18 protein-coding genes and 3 tRNA genes are annotated in these 18516 nt (G+C 69.1%); 10 read left to right on the top strand and 11 right to left on the bottom strand.

Annotated features, from left to right (window positions below):
* Positions 1-19 precede the first annotated feature (19 nt).
* Positions 20-94: transfer RNA gene (locus tag OG866_RS23135), tRNA-Asp, on the top strand.
* Positions 95-554: 460 nt separating this feature from the next.
* Positions 555-746 (top strand): DUF6274 family protein, encoded by a 192-nt coding sequence (locus tag OG866_RS23130; protein WP_329337397.1) that lies wholly within the window; start codon positions 555-557, stop codon positions 744-746.
* Positions 747-1206: 460 nt separating this feature from the next.
* On the opposite strand, the gene bldC is transcribed toward OG866_RS23130, so the two are convergent.
* Positions 1207-1413, bottom strand: coding sequence for a developmental transcriptional regulator BldC (gene bldC / locus OG866_RS23125; protein ID WP_003949541.1), 207 nt, complete (start codon positions 1411-1413; stop codon positions 1207-1209).
* Positions 1414-1938: 525 nt separating this feature from the next.
* Positions 1939-2781, bottom strand: coding sequence for a hypothetical protein (locus tag OG866_RS23120; protein WP_329337395.1), 843 nt, complete (start codon positions 2779-2781; stop codon positions 1939-1941).
* A gap of 222 nt (positions 2782-3003) precedes the next feature.
* Between OG866_RS23120 and OG866_RS23115 the strand changes: the two genes are divergently transcribed.
* Together OG866_RS23115 and OG866_RS23110 are read left to right on the top strand one after the other, a co-directional pair.
* Positions 3004-4101, top strand: coding sequence for a Leu/Phe/Val dehydrogenase (locus tag OG866_RS23115; RefSeq protein ID WP_329337394.1), 1098 nt, complete (start codon positions 3004-3006; stop codon positions 4099-4101).
* Between the two features lie 294 nt (positions 4102-4395).
* Positions 4396-4653, top strand: coding sequence for a DUF3073 domain-containing protein (locus OG866_RS23110; RefSeq protein WP_329337393.1), 258 nt, complete (start codon positions 4396-4398; stop codon positions 4651-4653).
* Positions 4654-4719: 66 nt separating this feature from the next.
* On the opposite strand, the gene purM is transcribed toward OG866_RS23110, so the two are convergent.
* The 5 genes from purM to OG866_RS23085 form a co-directional block, all read right to left on the bottom strand.
* Entirely contained in the window at positions 4720-5787 is a 1068-nt protein-coding gene (gene purM / locus OG866_RS23105; RefSeq protein ID WP_329337391.1) for a phosphoribosylformylglycinamidine cyclo-ligase, read from the bottom strand.
* Between the two features lie 33 nt (positions 5788-5820).
* A complete protein-coding gene (gene purF, locus OG866_RS23100) occupies positions 5821-7350 on the bottom strand; it encodes an amidophosphoribosyltransferase (RefSeq protein ID WP_329337389.1) in 1530 nt (509 codons plus the stop codon).
* 61 nt (positions 7351-7411) lie between these two features.
* Positions 7412-8155, bottom strand: coding sequence for an META domain-containing protein (locus OG866_RS23095; RefSeq protein ID WP_329337388.1), 744 nt, complete (start codon positions 8153-8155; stop codon positions 7412-7414).
* A gap of 53 nt (positions 8156-8208) precedes the next feature.
* On the bottom strand, positions 8209-9006 hold the full coding sequence (locus OG866_RS23090; RefSeq protein WP_329337387.1) for a maleylpyruvate isomerase family mycothiol-dependent enzyme: 798 nt from the start codon (positions 9004-9006) through the stop codon (positions 8209-8211).
* 19 nt (positions 9007-9025) lie between these two features.
* Positions 9026-9673 (bottom strand): TetR/AcrR family transcriptional regulator, encoded by a 648-nt coding sequence (locus tag OG866_RS23085; RefSeq protein ID WP_329337386.1) that lies wholly within the window; start codon positions 9671-9673, stop codon positions 9026-9028.
* 94 nt (positions 9674-9767) lie between these two features.
* On the opposite strand from OG866_RS23085, the gene OG866_RS23080 reads away from it, so the two are divergent.
* Positions 9768-11192: an MFS transporter gene (locus OG866_RS23080; protein WP_329337385.1), complete on the top strand. Its 1425-nt coding sequence runs from the start codon at positions 9768-9770 to the stop codon at positions 11190-11192.
* Here OG866_RS23080 and OG866_RS23075 read toward each other — a convergent pair.
* From OG866_RS23075 to purS, 4 genes are all read right to left on the bottom strand, one after another.
* A complete protein-coding gene (locus tag OG866_RS23075; RefSeq protein WP_329337383.1) occupies positions 11182-12447 on the bottom strand; it encodes a hypothetical protein in 1266 nt (421 codons plus the stop codon). The genes OG866_RS23080 and OG866_RS23075 overlap by 11 nt on opposite strands.
* A 99-nt stretch (positions 12448-12546) precedes the next feature.
* Positions 12547-14805 carry a phosphoribosylformylglycinamidine synthase subunit PurL gene (gene purL, locus OG866_RS23070; RefSeq protein ID WP_329337382.1) on the bottom strand — a complete coding sequence of 753 codons (2259 nt, stop codon included), beginning with the start codon at positions 14803-14805 and terminating at the stop codon, positions 12547-12549.
* Positions 14802-15482, bottom strand: coding sequence for a phosphoribosylformylglycinamidine synthase subunit PurQ (purQ, locus tag OG866_RS23065; protein WP_329337381.1), 681 nt, complete (start codon positions 15480-15482; stop codon positions 14802-14804). The genes purL and purQ overlap by 4 nt, the downstream gene beginning before the upstream one ends.
* Positions 15479-15742, bottom strand: coding sequence for a phosphoribosylformylglycinamidine synthase subunit PurS (purS, locus tag OG866_RS23060; protein WP_015659417.1), 264 nt, complete (start codon positions 15740-15742; stop codon positions 15479-15481). The genes purQ and purS overlap by 4 nt, the downstream gene beginning before the upstream one ends.
* Before the next feature lie 268 nt (positions 15743-16010).
* Between purS and OG866_RS23055 the strand changes: the two genes are divergently transcribed.
* The 5 genes from OG866_RS23055 (at position 16011) to OG866_RS23035 (ending at position 18503) form a co-directional block, all read left to right on the top strand.
* Positions 16011-16328: a histone-like nucleoid-structuring protein Lsr2 gene (locus OG866_RS23055; protein ID WP_329337379.1), complete on the top strand. Its 318-nt coding sequence runs from the start codon at positions 16011-16013 to the stop codon at positions 16326-16328.
* 123 nt (positions 16329-16451) lie between these two features.
* Positions 16452-16523, top strand: a tRNA-Gly gene (locus OG866_RS23050).
* Positions 16524-16602: 79 nt separating this feature from the next.
* Positions 16603-16678: transfer RNA gene (locus tag OG866_RS23045), tRNA-Gly, on the top strand.
* Positions 16679-16803: 125 nt separating this feature from the next.
* Complete coding sequence (locus OG866_RS23040) at positions 16804-17727, top strand: ABC transporter ATP-binding protein (protein WP_329337377.1); 924 nt, start codon at positions 16804-16806, stop codon at positions 17725-17727.
* Positions 17724-18503 carry an ABC transporter permease gene (locus tag OG866_RS23035; RefSeq protein ID WP_329337375.1) on the top strand — a complete coding sequence of 260 codons (780 nt, stop codon included), beginning with the start codon at positions 17724-17726 and terminating at the stop codon, positions 18501-18503. Before OG866_RS23040 ends, OG866_RS23035 begins: the two co-directional genes overlap by 4 nt.
* Positions 18504-18516 lie beyond the last annotated feature (13 nt).

Below are 18516 nucleotides of genomic sequence, written 5' to 3'. Positions count from 1 at the left end.
AATAAGCGCCGCGAAACCTGGTCCTGTGGAGCAGTTTGGAGTGCTCGCCACCCTGTCAAGGTGGAGGCCGCGGGTTCAAATCCCGTCAGGACCGCAGTGAGAAGCAAGGCCCGCACCCCTCGGGGAAAGCGGGCCTTCTTCATGCCCACCTCACACCCCAACTCAACTCGCCACCCCGCCAAGGCGGAGGCCGCGCCCGCGGCGCAGCCGCAATCCGGTACAGCACATCCCGTCAGGACCGCGGTGAGAAGCAGGGCCCGCACCCTTCAGGGAAAGCGGGCCTTCTTCATACTCACCTCACACCCCAAGCCAACTCGCCACCCCGTCAAGGCGGAGGCCGCGCCCGCGGCGCAGCCGCAATCGGGTACAGCACATCCCGTCAGGACCGCGGTGAGAGGCTCGGATCTTCGGATCCGGGCCTCTTTTCGTGCGTCGACCAGCTGGACGTCTCCCCGCACAGCCCCCAAGTCGCCTCACGCCGTCTTGACGGCGTCACATTCGGTCGGTACCCAGAAGACAGGGCCCGGTCCCTCTGTGGCCCCTGGAGGTGGCGTATGGCGGCTTCGGTCAGGCACGAGACGCGGGCGTTGCTCCGTGCCCATCTGGCGGCCGCCTCCTCCTATCGCCATCTGACGCGCCACTGCCCGATCTGCCATCAGCTGCTGCGGCTGGCCATGGACTCCGGTCCGGGGGCCGGCGAGGCCGTGGAGGAGGCGATCGAGGACGAAAGTCCCTCGACCGCGTGACCACCGGCGGCCCCCAACACCCGTGCGCGCGTGGGACGGTGGAACGCGCACCTCCTCTAGCGCACCTGAGTCAGACGCAACAAGGACTCTGGCATGTGACGGGTGTCACCGCATGAGTTTCTGGAAGCGCGGTACTTACACCCGGCCTACAACTGGTCAATTTAATATGTGCAATTGCACCAGCCTGGAGGGGCCGCCCACAGGAGATCCGACACCCCTCCCCAGACTCCGACAAGCCCGCTCACAGAGCCCGGTGACAGCCCACGGTCCGCGCACAAAAAAGATCGCGCTGGACTCGGCGGAGTCCAGCGCGATCGACGACGCACCCTGTGAGGTTCTGGGATGAGCTCGGGCGTGGGTCCCGTTGGGGCGGAACCCGCGTCGTTTGGAGCTTGTGAAGCGTTGTCACGGACGTATCGGCACGTTGGGGACCTGCCGGTTTGCCCGTTATTCAGTTGGTTCAGGCCTCGCTGCGCTGCTGCGGGATGCCCGCGAGCAGTGCACGGACCTCCGCCTCGCGGTAGCGGCGGTGCCCGCCGAGCGTACGGATGGAAGTAAGCTTCCCGGCCTTCGCCCACCGCGTGACCGTCTTCGGGTCCACACGGAACATGGTGGCGACCTCAGCCGGGGTCAGCAGCGGCTCGGCATCAGGGGTGCGAGCGGTCATGAGCGGCCTCCTCGGGAGAACCGATCGTTCTCGGTTCTTTCCTCTAAATTCTGCACCTTGACCCGCGTTGCCCGAAATGGCGGACGCGAGTCGAGTCGGTTATAGGACGAACGGCTTGTCCTCGGCACTACAACTACACCATCCGTCCAGCCTCGTCGGCCAAACCGATGGAATTGCCCCCAGGATGTTCATCGGCGACAGAGGCCGATGGACCATGCCATAGCGGACAGTCACGCCGCTGTGACGATCAGTCACAGAGCGATCAGGAGTCACCAGACCCCCCAAAGCGGAACCTCCCCCGGGCCCCTTGTCCTATTTTGGCATGAGGAGGGGGAAGAGACGCAAGAGCCAGGTACGTGCGGTCCATCACGCTTGACCGCACTTGAGCCTCAGTTGAGGCGAACGCCCGGATCGTGACGTACGTCCCATGTCGGGAGAGCCTCAAGGCACACAGGCACCTCAGTGCGAGGACAAAACCCCAAAACGAGCGTCACGTCAAACATCCGTTCGTGACCTGAGCCGCGCTCAGTTCGCCGAGCGCCGGTCCCTGACCGACCGCCAACGCTCCACGAGACGCCCGTACGCCTCCCCCGCGGCCGCCCCGTCCCCCTGCCGCAGCGCCTCGATGCCCTCGGCCACGTCCGCCGCCGAGTGGTCGTCCTCCAGCTCGCCGGCCGGCAGCACATGCACGAGGCCGCCGTAGTCCAGCTCGACCAGCGAGCGCGGATGGAACTCCTCCAGCCAACGCCCCACGTCCACCAGGCCGTCGATGAGCGGCCCCTCGTCGAGGGTGTCCTTCAGGGTCCTGAGGGCCCGCGCCACCCGCCGCCGGGCCTGCACCATCGGCGTCCGGTAGCGCAGCATCGGCGGGATGTCCCCCGACCCCTTGTCGAAGGACCGCTCCTCGTCGCCGACCAGCACGAACCAGTGCAGCGGCACCTGCCAGGTCGAGGAGCGGATCCAGGGGCGGGCGTCCGGGTTCCGGATCAGCCACCGCTCGTAATCCTTGGCGGCCTGGAGCCGTACGACCTCTGGCAGCACCGCTTCAAGGACCGGCTTCGGCAGCTCCTCGGCCAGCTCCCCCAGCGCCTGCCAGCCGCGCAGCCGGGTCCGCCAGGGGCAGACGCAGACCACGCCGTCGACGTCCAGCACAAAGGCGTCGCTGCTCTCGTGCACCGGCACCGGGACCGGCGGGGTGGGCAGCAAGTCGGCCAGGGAGCGGCGCAGTTCGTCCTGGTACGAGGGACGGTCGGGGCGGCGGGCGTAGCGGGCCCAGTGGCCGCGTTCCGGCTCCGGGAAGGCGGCCAGCGGTTCGTACACGCGGAGATAGGTCGGGTACGGGACGACCACCGAGGACACCTTGGGCACGCCTGCTCCCTCCCCCGCCCACTGCCGGGAAAACCTGCGGAACCCGCTGACAAACGCGCGGGAAATCTATGCAAATCGTCGCACGGGGGTACTCCGTGGGTAGGTGATCCTGAGCACGGCGAGGTGGGCGGGTGCAGCCAGGCTCTAATCTCGTGCCCACAGCGCCCGCCACCCTTACGGGAGCTGGTCCCAACCGCCGCTACGCATCCAGGAGTCACCACAGTGACCGAAGTATCAGCCGGCGTCCTGCACACCCTGTTCCACTCGGACCAGGGCGGTCATGAGCAAGTCGTGCTCTGCCAGGACCGTGCCAGTGGACTCAAGGCCGTCATCGCTCTCCACTCCACCGCGCTGGGCCCCGCACTCGGCGGCACGCGCTTCTACCCGTACGCGACCGAGGAGGAGGCCGTCGCCGACGCCCTGAACCTCGCGCGCGGGATGTCGTACAAGAACGCCATGGCCGGTCTCGACCACGGCGGCGGCAAGGCCGTGATCATCGGCGACCCGGACACGGTCAAGAGCGAGGAGCTGCTCCTCGCCTACGGCCGGTTCGTCGCCTCGCTGGGCGGGCGCTACGTCACGGCCTGCGACGTCGGCACGTACGTCGCCGACATGGACGTCGTCGCCCGGGAGTGCCGGTGGACGACCGGGCGTTCGCCGGAGAACGGCGGCGCGGGCGACTCCTCGGTGCTCACCGCCTTCGGCGTCTACCAGGGCATGCGGGCCTCCGCCGAGCATCTGTGGGGCGACCCCTCGCTGGCGGGCCGGAAGGTCGGCATCGCGGGCGTCGGCAAGGTCGGCCGCCACCTGGTGACCCACCTGCGCGAGGAGGGCGCCGAGGTGGTCATCACGGACGTGCGCGAGGAGGCCGTGGGCCGCATCCTCGCGGCGCACCCGCAGGGCGTGACGGCCGTCGCCGACACCGCGACCCTGATCCGCGCCGAGGGCCTGGACATCTACGCCCCCTGCGCCCTGGGCGGCGCTCTGAACGACGACACCGTGCCCGCGCTCACGGCGAAGATCGTCTGCGGTGCGGCCAACAACCAGCTGGAGCACCCGGGTGTGGAGAAGGATCTCGCCGACCGCGGCATCCTCTACGCGCCGGACTACGTGGTGAACGCGGGCGGGGTCATCCAGGTCGCCGACGAGCTGCACGGCTTCGACTTCGACCGCTGCAAGGCCAAGGCGGCGAGGATCTACGACACCACGCTCGCCATATTCGCACGTGCGAAGACGGACGGTATCCCGCCGGCCGCGGCGGCCGACCGGATCGCCGAGCAGCGGATGCACGAGGCGGCACTGGCGCGCAGGGCCCGCTGATCGCCGCGGCCGGGCCGTGAGCGGTACCCGCCGACGGGCACTTAGAGAGAACTCTCACGTTCGTCGGCGGGTCGGCCGCCAAGAAGTGGTTAAAATCGCCGTTGACCAGCGAGGACAGGGCACCTCGAGGGTTCTGGGGCCAGGCACGTCCTGCGGGCGACGTACCGTATGGGCGCGGGCTCAGGTACCGTGGAAGCCCTACGGACGGGTCTCTCCACGGAGAGCCCGTTCCAGATCATGAACGCGTGTCAAGACTCTGGGGCCACCGAGCCCCGTATCCGAGGGGGTCGAGCCATGGGGCGCGGCCGGGCAAAGGCCAAGCAGACGAAGGTCGCCCGCCAGCTGAAGTACAGCAGCGGCGGGACTGACCTGTCGCGTCTGGCCAATGAGCTGGGCGCTTCGACTTCGAGCCAGCCGCCGAATGGCGAGCCGTTCGAGGACGACGACGACGAAGACGACCCGTACTCCCAGTACGCGGATCTCTATAACGACGACGATGAGGACGAGGACGATCAGTCCGGTCCGTCGTCGCAGCAACGCCGCGGCGCTTGACGCTCCAGCTGTGCTTCACCCGGTCCGATGTGGTCCACACCACCGGACCGGGTTTTGCGCTGCCTGTCAGACCGCGTAGTCGCCGACCAGTTCCGCACCCGTGGTGCGGTCACCGCGGTCGGTGATCTCGCCCGCGATCCATGCCTCGACCCCACGGTCGGCCAGGGTGGTGAGCGCCACGTCCGCCGATTCCTCGGGGACGATCGCGATCATGCCCACGCCCATGTTCAGGGTCTTCTCCAGCTCCAGCCGGTCGACCGAGCCGGTCCTGCCGACGAGGTCGAAGATCGGGGCCGGGGTCCAGGTGGAGCGGTCGACGATCGCGTGCAGGTCGTCGGGGATCACGCGGGCCAGGTTGGCGGCGAGGCCACCACCGGTGACGTGCGAGTAGGCGTGCACGTCGGTGGTGCGCGTCAGCGCCAGGCAGTCCAGCGAGTAGATCTTGGTGGGCTCGAGCAGTTCCTCGCCGAGGGTGCGGCCCAGTTCCTCGATCCGCGCGTCCAGGGACAGGCCCGCCTGGTTCAGCAGGACGTGCCGGACGAGCGAGTACCCGTTCGAGTGAAGACCGGAGGCCGCCATGGCGATCACCGCGTCACCCGTACGGATGCGATCCGGGCCAAGGAGCCGGTCGGCCTCCACTACGCCCGTACCGGCGCCGGCGACGTCGAAGTCGTCCGGACCCAGCAGACCGGGGTGTTCGGCCGTCTCGCCGCCCACCAGGGCGCAGCCGGCGAGGACACAGCCCTCGGCGATGCCCTTGACGATCGCGGCGACCCGCTCGGGGTGGACCTTGCCGACGCAGATGTAGTCGGTCATGAACAGCGGCTCGGCGCCGCACACCACGATGTCGTCCATGACCATCGCGACCAGGTCGTGGCCGATGGTGTCGTAGACGCCCAGCTGGCGCGCGATGTCGACCTTCGTGCCGACTCCGTCGGTCGCGGAGGCGAGCAGGGGGCGCTCGTAGTTCTTGAGGGCGGAGGCGTCGAAGAGGCCGGCGAATCCGCCGAGGCCGCCGAGGACCTCGGGGCGCTGGGTCTTCTTCACCCACTCCTTCATGAGCTCTACGGCGCGGTCGCCCGCTTCGATGTCGACGCCCGCGGCTGCGTAGCTGGCACCAGTTGTCTCAGACATGACGGTGAGAACTTTCGTGTCGTACTGCTGGGCTTACGGGCGACGGATCGCGTCGGCCGCGGCCGTGGCGGCCGGACCGGCGGCCAGTTCGGTCTCCAGGAGCTGCTTGCCGAGCAGTTCGGGGTCCGGGAGCTCCATCGGGTACTCGCCGTCGAAGCAGGCGCGGCACAGGTTCGGCTTGGCGATGGTGGTCGCCTCGATCATGCCGTCGATGGAGATGTACGCCAGCGAGTCGGCGCCGAGCGAGGTGCCGATCTCGTCGATGGTCATGCCGTTGGCGATGAGCTCGGCGCGGGTGGCGAAGTCGATACCGAAGAAGCAGGGCCACTTCACGGGCGGCGAGGAGATCCGGATGTGGACCTCGGCGGCGCCCGCCTCACGGAGCATCCGCACCAGCGCCCGCTGGGTGTTGCCGCGCACGATCGAGTCGTCGACGACGACCAGGCGCTTGCCCTTGATGACTTCCTTCAGCGGGTTCAGCTTGAGGCGGATGCCGAGCTGCCGGATCGTCTGGGAGGGCTGGATGAACGTACGGCCGACGTACGCGTTCTTGACCAGGCCGGCGCCGAACGGGATGCCGGAGGCCTCCGCGTAGCCGATGGCGGCCGGGGTGCCGGACTCCGGGGTCGCTATGACCAGGTCGGCGTCGACCGGGGCTTCCTTGGCCAGCTTGCGGCCCATCTCCACGCGGGAGAGGTACACGTTGCGGCCGGCGATGTCGGTGTCGGGACGCGCGAGATAGACGTACTCGAAGACACAGCCCTTGGGCTTCGCTTCCGCGAATCGGGAGCTGCGCAGACCGTTCTCGTCGATGGCGATGAACTCGCCCGGCTCGATCTCGCGGACGAAGCTGGCGCCGCAGATGTCGAGGGCGGCGCCCTCGGAGGCGACGACCCAGCCGCGCTCCAGGCGGCCGAGGACCAGCGGGCGGATGCCCTGCGGGTCACGGGCGGCGTAGAGGGTGTGCTCGTTCATGAAGACGAGGGAGAACGCGCCGCGGACCTGCGGGAGGACCTTCGGGGAGGCCTCCTCGATCGTCAGCGGCTTGCCGTCCTCGTCGACCTGGGCCGCGAGCAGCGCGGTCAGCAGGTCGGTGTCGTTGGTGGCCGCGACGCGGGTCGAGCGGCCGTTGTTGTCCTTGGGGAGGTCGGCGACCATCTCGGCGAGCTGCGCCGTGTTGACCAGGTTGCCGTTGTGGCCGAGCGCGATCGAGCCGTGCGCCGTGGCACGGAACGTCGGCTGGGCGTTCTCCCACACGGAGGCACCGGTGGTCGAGTAGCGGGCGTGACCGACCGCGATATGACCCTGGAGCGAACCGAGAGAGGTCTCGTCGAAGACCTGGGAAACGAGGCCCATGTCCTTGAAGACGAGGATCTGGGAGCCGTTGCTGACCGCGATACCCGCGGATTCCTGGCCCCGATGCTGGAGGGCGTAGAGCCCGAAGTAAGTGAGCTTGGCGACCTCTTCACCCGGAGCCCAGACACCGAAGACGCCACACGCGTCCTGGGGGCCTTTCTCGCCGGGGAGCAGATCATGATTGAGTCGACCGTCACCACGTGGCACGTCCCCGAGTGTAGGCGAGGTCGACCACTGGTCCGAATTGGGGATACGGACCTTTAAGGGATCACCCGGCCGCGACCGCGTTGGTGGTTTTTCCGTTTTCGCTGGTCAGCGTGAGGGCACGATGATCCAGTTCGTACTTCACCGTGCTGTCGAAGAAGCCCAGGAGGGCCTTCTCCGTCTTCATGAGTGAGGTGTCGCACACCATTCGGGTGGTGGCGGGGGCGCCCAGGGTGATATGTCCGTCGCGGACCGTGGCGGTCGCCGTCACCTTGTTGCAGCCGAGGCTCCCGGTCACCTTCCCGGTCCTCTTGTCGAAGGTGAGGTGGGCCTCGCCGGTGGGGCCGGGGGACGTGATGTCCCACTTCGTGCCGTACAGCGGGGCGTCCGGTTCCTCGGTGAGGCGGACGGTGTCTCCGGTGTCGGTGGTGAGGGTGAGCCGGTCGTCCGTGACGTCGGTCTTCAGGGCGCTGCCCGCGAGGGTGCGGGCGAGGGTCCTCTCGAAGGCCATGGGCCGCTCCTCGCAGGCCATCTCCGTGGTCGTGGTGTCGCTGAGCCGGAGGGCTCCGTCCTCGAAGGCGACCTTGGCGGTGAAGTGGTTGCAGCCGTAGTTGCCGGCCGCCTTGCCGTCCTCGATCGTCATGTTCGCCCCGGCGGGCGCTTTGTGGGTGGTGCCGTCGACGGTGACGCTGTCGACGGCCCACTGGATGCCGGTGACGGAGCGCTCGGCGCTGACCGAACCGCCGTCGGCCTGCTCCGTTCCGCAGGCCGCGGCGAGCGGGAGGACGGTCAGGACGGCGAGGGTCATTCGCTGTGTGTCCATGCCGCTGGGACGGGTGGGGCGGAAGGCCGGTTCCCCGGTCAGCCCATCAGGGGGAGCAGACCGGCCAGGTCCGCCCGCTCCCCGCTCGCGCTCACCTTCGCCTCCTCGACGGCGTCCTTCCAGGTCAGCCGCCCGGTCGCGAGCCGGATCCAGGTCAGCGGGTCGGTCTCGACGACGTTGGGCGGGGTGCCGCGGGTGTGCCGGGGCCCCTCGACGCACTGGACCACCGCGAACGGCGGCACCCGCACCTCGGTCGAGCCGCCGGGGGCCTTCACGGCGAGGGCGTCGGCGAGGAGCCGGGTGCAGGCGGCCAGGGCCTGGCGGTCGTGGGGGATGTCGAGGCCGGGGACGGCGGCGTTCAGGTCGTCGGTGTGGACGACGAGTTCGACGGTCCGGGTGACCAGGTAGTCGCCGAGGGTCATGGCGCCGGTGCGGCTGCCGATGAGGCGGTCGTCGGGAGCCCGGTCGAGGCTCTCGGTGAAGCGTTCCTCGGTGCGGGCGTAGAGGGCGTCGAGGTCGGGGTCGGCGGTGGCGAGGGCCTGGGTGTCGTCGGAGATGCCCTCGGCGCGGCCGGCGGTGGTGAAGGGCCAGTCCAGGAGGGCGAGCGTGCGCTTCGGCGGTTCCTCGGCATCGAGGGCGCGGCTGATGGCCCCGACGGCCATGGTGACGTGGGCGGCGAGGTCGCGGACGGTCCACTCGCCGAGGCGGGTGGGGGCGGCGAGCTGCTGCGGGGTGAGGGTGCCGACGGCTTGGCGTACATGCCCGAACTGGGTGAGCACCGCGGTGCGGATCTTGGCGGGGTCGTAGCTGCGGGTGCGTTTCTTGGCCGGTGGCATGGGGGCAGCCTAGGGCTGCTCAGCGCTCTTTGACGGCGTACCCGGCGAGGCCGCCCTCCACCAACGCGAAGGCCCGCTCGGCCCGTTCGGCGGCGTCGGCGGCGACCTCCTCCACGCTCTCGCCGGCGTCGATGCGCAGATGGTGCTCCTCGACGAGGGCCTGCCGGACGGAGGTCAGGGTGGAGGCGGCGATCAGGGCCAGGGTGCGGTCGCCGGTCTCCTCGGTGAGCAGGTCGGCGAGTTCGAGGGCGCCCTTCTCGGCGGACACATAGGCCCGGTCCCGCAGCACGGGCGTGGCCATGATCACCGAGCGGATCCGGCGGGCGAAGGGCTCGGCGTGCAGGCCGATCGAGGGGTCACGGCCGTCGATCATCTCCAGGAACTGCCGGCGTACGGCGTCCACGGCGGACTCGCCCGGCCTGCGCTCCCGCACGGCACGGGCCGGGTCGTGGAAGTGCTCCTCCATGGGCTTGAAGACCAAGTCCTCTTTCGTACCGAAGTAGTTGAAGACGGTCATCTTGGAGACCTCGGAGGCATCGGCGATCTCCTGCACGGAGACGGCGTCGAAGCCCTTCTCGTCGAACAGCGCCACCGCGGTGCGGTAGATCCGGATCCCGGTCTGGATCTTCTTGCGCTCGCGCAGCCCCATGCCCTCAGCAAAAGCCATGGCGACACCTTACCAAGCATCGCTGTACCAAGACTAAGTTTGATCCCGGATGAAACATTGACTCAGTACACGAATCTCGGGCATGGTTCTGCCCATGACCGAAACCCAGCGCAAGATCGGCTTCCTCGTCTGCCTCGCGACGATCGTGCTGGCCGTCCTGGACATGCAGATCGTGTCCGCGGCGACCGTCCCGATCGTCCGGGACCTCGACCCCGCGCACGGCATCGACAAGATCCCGTGGCTGGTCAGCGCCTTCTCGCTGGCCTCGGCCGCGGTGCTCCCGCTCTACGGCAAGCTCTGCGACACCCTCGGCGCCAAGCAGGTCTTCCTCGGCGCCGTCGGCACCTTCCTGTTCGGCTCGGCGCTGTGCGGTGCCGCCCAGTCGATCGGCCAGCTGATCGCCGCCCGGGCGGTCCAGGGCATCGGCGCGGGCGGCCTGATGAGCGTGACGATGGTGGTGATCGCCCAGCTCAAGGGGCCGGGCAAGGAGAAGGACAGCAAGGGCGCCGGCATGGGCGGCATCGTCGCGGGCGGCGGTATGGCGCTCGGTCCGTGGATCGGCGGGGTGCTCTCCGACCACGCGAGCTGGCGATGGATCTTCTACGTCAACCTGCCCATCGGCATCACGGTCCTCGCCCTCGCCGCGCTGGTCCTCAAACTCCCCCGGCACACCGAACGGCACCGCATCGACTTCCTCGGCGCGGCCCTCGCCGCCGCCTTCTCCACCACGCTGCTGCTGGTCACCGAGTGGGGCGGCAAGGAGTACGACTGGACATCACCGCAGGTAATCGGCCTCGCGCTGGCCTCCGCGGCCTCTCTCGCCCTCTTCCTGCGCCGCCAGAGCACCGCCGCCGAGCCGATCCTTCCGCTGTCCATGTTCCGGATCCCGGAACTGCGCTGGGGCTTCGCCATCCAGGGGCTCGTCGGCGCGGCCATGGTCGGCTCGATGTACTACGTGATGGTCTATCTCCAGGTCGTCCGGGGCATCGCGAGCTCCTCGGCGGGCCTGTACCTCCTCCCCATGGCCATCGGCATGACCGTGGTCGGCGTCGTCACCGGCAAGCTCACCGAACGCGGCTGGTCCGAGCGGACGTTCGTGGTCACCGGGTCCGCCGTCACCGCCGTGGCCTTCCTCCTCCTGGCCACCACCGGCACCGACACCTCGCTGTGGTGGCTGCGCGCCGAACTGCTCCTGGTCGGCGCCGGGTTCGGCCAGCTGATCGGCCAGCTCATCCAGCTCGTCCAGTCCGCGGCACCCCGCCATCAGCTCGGGGTCGCGACGACCGGCGTCCGCTTCTTCCAGACCCTTGGCACGGCCCTGGGCGCCGCCCTGTTCGGCACCCTCATCAGCCGGCTGAGCGACGGCACGGACATGACGGCGTACGTCTCCGCCATGGACACGGTGTTCCTGTGCGGGGCGGCGCTGATGGTGCTCGGGGTGGTGCTGGCGCTGCGGCTGCCGAAGTCCGGCCCGGCGCCCACGGAACCCGCCGCGGCGCCGGTACCGGTCAGGAGCTGAAGTCGGTGGCCCCGGGGAACTTCAGGCCCGTGCAGTCGCGGCGGGCGGCGACATCGTCGACGTACGCCTGGAACAGCTCGCGGAGGTGGGGGCGGATGTACTTCTCGTACGGGTACGGGACGCTCAGGGTGTGGAGGGCGGGCTCGCCGGCGCAGGTGGAGGACGCCCACCAGACGTTGGCCTCGGTGTCGACGCCCGCAGTGCCGGGGTCGAGCCGGCGCTGGTCGGTGCCGACGCCCTCGGCGACGGCCTCGCCGGCCTCGTCCCCGAAGAACGACTCGGTCTTCAGCCACCAGGGGGTGTACGGCTCGCTGCTGTCGCCGCGCTCCTTGTCGCTCAGCGCGGACCAGATCTCGCCCGCCTCCTTCTCGCTCACCGCGAGCAGGCAGCTCTCCTCAAAGACGCGGGCGCCCGTCGGGGCGTCGAGGGCACGGTCGGGGAGGCGGCTGTCGAGCCGGCCGGCGTACCAGGCACAGGTGCCCTTCGCGGTACCGGCGGCCGTCAACTTCGCGCTGGGAGAAGGCAGTTCGGCGGGGAGAGCGGGCAGCTCGGTCGTACAGCCGGTCTTCGCCGCGGCCCGTTCGGCGGCGGTGCGGGCCAGTTCGGCGAGGGTGCGGCGGTCGGCGTCCGAGAGGGGGGTCTCGTCGTCGGCGTACAGGGCCGTCGCCTGCACGTCGATCGAGGTCTTGTCCTCCGGTTCGTCGGCGCAGCGGGCCTTCACGGAGACGCTGCGGTCCCCGTACGTCCCGAGCCGCCCGTCTCCGAGCGGGTACGCGGGGCTCCGGGAGGCCTCGCGCGTGACGTCGTCGCTCCCGTCGCGGGCCCGCGCGTCGAACGGGTCGTCCCAGCCGTCGACGACCTGCGCGTAGTCGTCGGACGGGGTGGCCCACACCGACAGCGCGAAGTGGTCGTACGAGGTACCCGGGTCGCCGACCCGGTAGATCACGCACTCCGTGGGCATCGTGGCCAGCGGCGTGGAGACGGCGTCGAAGTCGAACATCACGTCGTCCGCGTCACCGCCCGGCCGGGCCCGGTCGATACCGCCGTTCAGCCCGAGGACCCGGTCCGGGTCGACCAGCCCCGCACAGGCCCGCGTGATCTTCTCCCGGCTGCCGGCCCGGTCGAGGGCCTCGTCCGTCTCCAGCCACAGCCCGCAGCCGCCCGCCCCGATGCCGAACACCGCGGTGATCACGACGAGTTGGTTGAGCCGGTCACTGAGCCTGCCGCCGCGGCCGGGTATGCGCCAGTACTCCATCGCCCTCGTCCCCCTTGATCACTGATGACCGGCCGAAGCTAACACGGCCGAAGGCCCCGGCCGTTGAGACGACCGAGGCCTTCACAGGCATGTCACCGGCTACGCGAGCAGCGCCGGGATCGTCTCCTCGTGGTCCTTCTTCAGCTCCTCCAGGGAGAGCGCGAACTCGCCCTGGATCTCGACGGTCTCCCCGTCGACGACACCGATGCGGGTGACCGGCAGGCCCCGCGCACCGCACATGTCGTTGAAGCGGACCTCCTCGGAGCGCGGCACGGCGACGACCGCACGCCCCGCCGACTCGGAGAAGAGGAAGGTGAACGCGTCGAGCCCGTCCGGTACGACCAGACGCGCGCCCTTGCCGCCGAGCAGCGCCGACTCCACGACCGCCTGGATCAGACCGCCGTCGGACAGGTCGTGCGCGGAGTCGATCATGCCGTCGCGGGAGGCGGAGATCAGGATCTCGGCCAGCAGGCGCTCACGCTCCAGGTCGACCTTCGGGGGCAGACCACCGAGGTGGTCGTGGACGACCTGCGACCAGGCCGAGCCGCCGAACTCCTCACGGGTGTCACCGAGGAGGTAGAGCAGCTGCCCCTCTTCCTGGAAGGCGACGGGCGTGCGGCGGGCGACGTCGTCGATGACGCCGAGCACCGCGACCACGGGGGTCGGGTGGATGGCGACCTCGCCGGTCTGGTTGTAGAGCGAGACGTTGCCGCCGGTCACCGGGGTGCCCAACTGCTGGCAGGCGTCGGCGAGTCCACGGATGGCCTCGGCGAACTGCCACATGACGGCCGGGTCCTCGGGCGAGCCGAAGTTCAGGCAGTCGGAGACGGCGAGCGGCTTGGCACCGGTGGTGGCGACGTTGCGGTACGCCTCCGCCAGCGCCAGCTGGGCGCCGTGGTACGGGTCCAGCTTGGCGTAACGGCCGTTGCCGTCCGTCGCGATGGCGACGCCGAGGCCGGTCTCCTCGTCGATGCGGATCATGCCCGAGTCCTCGGGCTGGGCCAGCACCGTGTTGCCCTGCACGAAGTGGTCGTACTGAGACGTGATCCACTTCTTGGAGGCCTGGTTCGGGGACGACACGAGCTTCAGGACCTGCTGCTTCAGTTCGTCCGACGTCGTGGGCCGGGGAAGCTTGTTGGCGTCGTCCGCCTGGAGCTCGTCCTGCCAGGACGGGCGGGCGTACGGGCGCTCGTAGACCGGGCCGTCGTGCGCGACCGTGCGCGGGTCGACGTCGACGATCTTGCCGCCGTGCCAGTAGATCTCCAGCCGGTCGCCGTCGGTGACCTCACCGATGACGGTCGCGATGACGTCCCACTTGTCGCAGATCTCCAGGAACCGGTCGACCTTCGCCGGCTCGACGACCGCGCACATGCGTTCCTGCGACTCGCTCATGAGGATTTCCTCGGGCGAGAGCGTGGAGTCGCGCAGCGGTACGTCGTCCAGCGTGACGCGCATACCGCCGGAGCCGTTCGAGGCGAGCTCGGAGGTGGCGCAGGAGAGACCGGCGGCACCGAGGTCCTGGATGCCGACGACCAGCTTCTCCTTGAAGGCCTCCAGGGTGCACTCGATGAGGAGCTTCTCCTGGAAGGGGTCGCCGACCTGCACGGCCGGACGCTTCGACGGCTTGGCGTCGTCGAAGGTCTCGGAGGCCAGGATCGAGGCGCCGCCGATACCGTCGCCGCCCGTGCGGGCCCCGTACAGGATGACCTTGTTGCCGGAGCCGGACGCCTTCGCGAGGTGGATGTCCTCGTGCCGCATGACGCCGATGGCACCGGCGTTGACCAGCGGGTTGCCCTGGTAGCAGGCGTCGAAGACGACCTCGCCGCCGATGTTGGGCAGACCCAGGCAGTTGCCGTAGCCGCCGATACCGGCGACGACACCGGGGAGCACCCGCTTGGTGTCGGGGTGATCGGCCGCACCGAAACGCAGCGGGTCGACCACGGCCACCGGCCTGGCGCCCATCGCGATGATGTCGCGGACGATGCCGCCGACACCCGTGGCCGCGCCCTGGTAGGGCTCGACGTAGGAGGGGTGGTTGTGCGACTCGACCTTGAAGGTCACGGCGTAGCCCTGACCGACGTCCACCACGCCCGCGTTCTCGCCGATGCCCACGAGCAGCGCATCGCTCTGCGGGGCCTTCTCGCCGAACTGGCGGAGGTGGACCTTGGAGGACTTGTAGGAGCAGTGCTCGGACCACATGACCGAGTACATGGCGAGCTCGGCACCGGTGGGCCGGCGGCCGAGGATCTCCACGACCCGCTCGTACTCGTCCTTCTTCAGACCGAGTTCGGCCCAGGGCAGCTCGACGTCGGGGGTCGCGGCCGCGTGCTCGACCGTGTCCAGAGGCGTCCGGCTCATGCGTTGACCAGCTTCTTGAGGATCGAGGTGAAGAAGGGGAGGCCGTCGGTGCGGCCGGAGCCGATGAGCGGCTCGACGGCGTGCTCCGGGTGCGGCATGAGGCCTACGACGTTGCCGGCCTCGTTGGTGATGCCGGCGATGTCACGGAGCGACCCGTTGGGGTTGAAGTCGACGTACCGGAAGGCGACACGGCCCTCCGCCTCGAGCTTGTCGAGGGTGTACTCGTCGGCGACGTACCGGCCGTCCATGTTCTTCAGCGGAATGTGGATCTCCTGGCCCGCCTCGTAGTCGGCGGTCCAGGAGGTCTCCGCGTTCTCCACCCGCAGCTTCTGGTCGCGGCAGATGAAGTGGAGGTGGTCGTTGCCGAGCATCCCGCCCGGGAGGAGGTGGGCCTCGGTGAGGATCTGGAAGCCGTTGCAGATACCGAGGACCGGAAGGCCTGCCTTGGCCTGCTCGATGACCGTCTCCATCACCGGCGAGAAGCGGGAGATGGCGCCGGCCCGTAGATAGTCGCCGTAGGAGAAACCACCCGGAAGGACGACCGCGTCCACCTGGCGGAGGTCCTTGTCCTTGTGCCAGAGAGCGACCGGTTCGGCGCCCGCGAGGCGGATCGCGCGCTGGGTGTCACGGTCGTCGAGACTCCCCGGGAAAGTGACGACGCCAATACGAGCGGTCACTTCGCGGCCTCCGCGACTTCTTCCACCTTCACCGTGAAGTCCTCGATCACGGTGTTGGCGAGGAAGGATTCCGCAAGATCATGGATGCGGGCGAGGGCGGCCTCGTCGACCGGCCCGTCAACTTCCAGTTCGAAACGCTTTCCCTGGCGGACGTCCGAGATGCCTTCGAAACCCAGACGCGGCAGTGCGCGCTGCACCGCCTGGCCCTGGGGGTCGAGGATCTCCGGCTTGAGCATGACGTCGACTACGACGCGTGCCACTGGCACTCCCGGTGTGTGGTGCTGAGCAGGTTCCTTCAGACTACCCGCACAAAATTTCTACGCGCGTTGACTTGTAGGAAGCTACGTGACGGCTGTCACGATCCGGTATCGGGAGCGATGTTCACCAAAATTTCCAGGAAAGATCAGCGATCGACACCCGATACCTATTGCGCTCGGACACGCCAAAGGATTTAGTCGGGCTTCACAATGCATTGTCGGGCACTGTACAAATGAATTGGCAAAGTGCCGTACGAAGGGACCGATATTCGTGGCGCAGAAGGTCGTGGTCACTCTCTTTGACGACATCGACGGCTCGGAAGCGGCGGAGACGATCGCCTTCGGACTCGACGGCAAGTCGTACGAGATCGACCTGAATCAGGTGAATGCCAAGAAACTGCGTAAGGCGCTCGAGCCCTACGTGGAGGCCGGCCGGAAGCGCTCGCGGTCCGGCAAGGCGTACAAGCAGACCGAGGTCGCTCCCGACCCGGCGGCGGTCCGCGCCTGGGCCCAGGCCAACAAGATGGACGTGCCGGCCCGCGGCCGTATCCCCAAGAGGGTCTACGAGGCGTTCGCCGAGGCGCAGTAGCCCCGTCGACGCCCGGTCACCCGCCCCTCAGGACAACCGACTTGCGCTGCACCCCTCCTGGTCGGCTAGAGTCTGGAGCACGCCGAGGGGCGGGGACGGAAAAGCCCAGCCCACGGAGTACATGCGGGTGTAGTTCAGTAGTAGAACATCCCCCTTCCAGGGGGAAGGCGCAGTGTGCAATTCCTGTCACCCGCTCTGCATCGCCGGTCTGGTCCCCTTGTGGATCAGGTAGGATGGTGCTCGCGCCGATCAGTGAGAGCTGGTCGGAGGCAATGCGAACGTAGCTCAGTTGGTAGAGCGCAACCTTGCCAAGGTTGAGGTCGCGAGTTCGAACCTCGTCGTTCGCTCCAGATCAAAGCCCCCCGGCTTCAACCGGGGGGCTTTTTTCATGCCCGATCAGGCATCTGACATTTGTCATGCCGAGTGATGACAGCGCGCACTGCTTCCGGTCCCGAAGCGCCGAGATGCTGGGCCCATGAACACGAACGTGATTGAGGTCACCGACCTGCGACGCGTCTACGGGGGCGGGTTCGAGGCGGTCCGCGGGATCAGCTTCTCCGTGGCCCGCGGCGAGGTCTTCGCACTGCTCGGCACCAACGGGGCCGGCAAGACATCCACGGTCGAGCTGCTGGAAGGCCTCGCGCCGCCGGCCGGGGGCCGGGTGCGGGTGCTCGGGCACGATCCGCACGCCGAGCGGGCCGTCGTACGGCCGCGGACCGGCGTGATGCTCCAGGAGGGCGGCTTTCCGTCCGAGCTCACCGTCGCCGAGACCGCCCGGATGTGGGCGGGATGCGTGAGCGGGGCGCGACCGCCGGCCGAGGCGCTGGAGCTGGTCGGGCTCGCGCGCCGGGGCGACGTACGCGTGAAGCAGTTGTCCGGGGGCGAGCGGCGGCGGCTGGATCTCGCGCTCGCGCTGCTGGGGCGGCCCGAGGTGCTGTTCCTGGACGAGCCGACGACCGGGCTCGACGCCGAAGGGCGCCGGGACACCTGGGAGTTGGTGCGGGCGCTGCGCGACGGCGGTACGACCGTGCTGCTGACCACGCACTATCTGGAGGAGGCCGAGGGCCTCGCCGACCGGCTCGCCATCCTGCACGAGGGGCGGATCGCGGTCACCGGGACGCCCGCCGAGGTGACGGCCGGGCAGCCCTCACGGATCTCCTTCGAACTGCCCGAGGGGTACTTCGTCGGCGATCTGCCGCCGCTCGGCGCACTGGGCGTGCTCTCCCACGAGGTCGACGGGAGGGTCGTACGACTGCGGACGCGGGAGCTACAGCGGGCGGCCACGGAAGTGCTGGTGTGGGCTTCGGGGGCGGGGGTCGAGCTGCGGGGGCTCGATGTGCGGTCGGCCTCGCTGGAGGAGGCGTTCCTGGGGATCGCGGCTCAGGAGGTCAGGGCATGAGCGTCGTGGTCGACCGGATGGTGGTCGGTCGGGTGAAGGCCCTCGCGCGGGCCGAGCTGACGCTCTTCGGGCGCAGCAAGGGAATGATCGTCACCGCGGTGTTCGTGCCGCTGGTGCTGCCGCTGAGTGCGCGGGCCGTGGTCGAGGACATGGACCTGACGGGCACCGGGCTCAGCGTCGGGATGGTGCTGCTGCCGGGGGCGATCGGGTTCTCGCTGCTGTTCGCGGTGTACTCGGCGCTGGTCGGTGTCTTCGTCGGGCGGCGCGAGGAACTCGTCCTCAAGCGGCTGCGGACGGGAGAGCTGAGGGACGGCGAGATCCTCGCCGGGACCGCGCTGCCCGCCCTGACGACGGGGTTCGTGCAGTCCCTGGTGCTGGCCGCGGCCTGTACCGCGCTGCTCGACGTCCCGGCTCCGAAGGCGCCGCAGCTCGCCGTCGTGGGCCTGCTGCTGGGGCTGGCGGTGTGTGCCCTACTGGCCGCCGTCACCGCGGGCGTCACCCGGACCGTGGAGAGCGCTCAGGTCACGGCGTTGCCGCTGGTGATGGTCGCCATGGCGGGTTCGGGGATCACCGTCCCGTTGGAGCTGCTGCCGGACCGGATGGCCTCGCTGTGCGAGCTGCTGCCGCTCACCCCGGTGATCACGCTGATCCGCGGCGGCTGGACCGGAGAACTCGGCGCGTACGAGACGATCGGGCCGGTGATGACCGCGCTGGCCTGGGCGGCTGCGGGGGTGTTTGCTGTGGGGCGGTGGTTCCGGTGGGAGCCGAGGCGCTGACGTACGGGGAGAG

The sequence above is a fragment of the Streptomyces sp. NBC_00663 genome, from assembly GCF_036226885.1.
Classification (GTDB): Bacteria; Actinomycetota; Actinomycetes; order Streptomycetales; family Streptomycetaceae; genus Streptomyces.
The sequence above is the reverse complement of the archived record's forward strand: the minus strand, read 5'-3'. Positions and strand labels throughout refer to the sequence as shown.

Bases quoted from the DNA above. Each gene is read 5' to 3' on its own strand.
- OG866_RS23035 (WP_329337375.1), top strand. From the start codon at position 17,724: ATGAGCGTCGTGGTCGACCGGATGGTGGTCGGTCGGGTGAAGGCCCTC.
- OG866_RS23110 (WP_329337393.1), top strand. From the start codon at position 4,396: ATGGGGCGCGGCCGGGCAAAGGCCAAGCAGACGAAGGTCGCCCGCCAG.
- OG866_RS23095 (WP_329337388.1), bottom strand. From the start codon at position 8,155: ATGACCCTCGCCGTCCTGACCGTCCTCCCGCTCGCCGCGGCCTGCGGA.
- OG866_RS23040 (WP_329337377.1), top strand. From the start codon at position 16,804: ATGAACACGAACGTGATTGAGGTCACCGACCTGCGACGCGTCTACGGG.
- OG866_RS23085 (WP_329337386.1), bottom strand. From the start codon at position 9,673: ATGGCTTTTGCTGAGGGCATGGGGCTGCGCGAGCGCAAGAAGATCCAG.
- OG866_RS23080 (WP_329337385.1), top strand. From the start codon at position 9,768: ATGACCGAAACCCAGCGCAAGATCGGCTTCCTCGTCTGCCTCGCGACG.
- bldC (WP_003949541.1), bottom strand. From the start codon at position 1,413: ATGACCGCTCGCACCCCTGATGCCGAGCCGCTGCTGACCCCGGCTGAG.
- purL (WP_329337382.1), bottom strand. From the start codon at position 14,805: ATGAGCCGGACGCCTCTGGACACGGTCGAGCACGCGGCCGCGACCCCC.
- OG866_RS23130 (WP_329337397.1), top strand. From the start codon at position 555: ATGGCGGCTTCGGTCAGGCACGAGACGCGGGCGTTGCTCCGTGCCCAT.
- purM (WP_329337391.1), bottom strand. From the start codon at position 5,787: ATGTCTGAGACAACTGGTGCCAGCTACGCAGCCGCGGGCGTCGACATC.
- OG866_RS23075 (WP_329337383.1), bottom strand. From the start codon at position 12,447: ATGGAGTACTGGCGCATACCCGGCCGCGGCGGCAGGCTCAGTGACCGG.
- OG866_RS23090 (WP_329337387.1), bottom strand. From the start codon at position 9,006: ATGCCACCGGCCAAGAAACGCACCCGCAGCTACGACCCCGCCAAGATC.